General features: G+C 59.3%; 1 protein-coding gene. It reads left to right on the forward strand.

All coding sequences use genetic code 11. The features are described 5' to 3' along the window. Nucleotides 1-131: 131 nt before the first annotated feature. Nucleotides 132-804 (forward strand): substrate-binding domain-containing protein (locus EN991_RS38295; protein ID WP_164769765.1); only part of this gene is annotated, 673 nt, incomplete at its 3' end.

Here is an 804-nt window from a genome sequence, read left to right on the forward strand (position 1 = left end):
GGGTTTGACGTTCCAGCCAACGGCAAGCGTCACCCGGAATAGAAACGACATCAGGGAGAGATTCCCCGGGGAGATCGGGGATTCCGGATAAATCGGTGAAACCGGACACCAATATGTGGAGGAGAAACACAATGAAGAAATTGATTTTAGGCGTCGCCTTCGCGGCGCTGATGAGTTCATCCGCCCTGGCCGCCAAGGTTGGCGTGTCGATGGCCAAGTTCGACGACAACTTCCTGACCGTGCTGCGCAACGGCATGATCGAGCAGGCCAAGGGCATGAGCGGCGTCGAGTTGCAGGTCGAGGACGCACAGAACGACGTTGCCAAGCAGCTTGACCAGATCAAGAACTTCGCCGCTTCGGGCGTCGACGCCATCATCGTCAACCCGGTCGACACTTCGGCCACGCAGGCGATGTCGGATGCCGCCGCCGCAGCCAAGATCCCGCTGGTCTATGTCAACCGCGAGCCGGTCAACGTCGACACGCTGCCCGACAACCAGGCCTTCGTCGCCTCGAACGAAGCCGATTCCGGCACGCTCGAGACCAAGGAAGTCTGCCGCCTGTTCAAGGAAGCCGGCAAGAAGGAAGCCAATGTCTATGTGATCATGGGCGAGCTTTCCAACCAGGCCGCCGTGCAGCGCACCAAGGACATCGACGATGTGATCGCGACGCCGGATTGCAGCTTCATCAAGATCATCGACAAGCAGACGTCGAACTGGAACCGCGACGAGGCGCAGAACCTGATGACCAACTGGCTGTCGACCGGCAAGCCGTTCGATGGCGTCATCGCCAACAATGACGAAAGTG

The organism is Mesorhizobium sp. M7A.F.Ca.US.005.03.2.1 (genome assembly GCF_003997795.1).
In the GTDB taxonomy this organism is placed as follows: domain Bacteria; phylum Pseudomonadota; class Alphaproteobacteria; order Rhizobiales; family Rhizobiaceae; genus Mesorhizobium; species Mesorhizobium ciceri.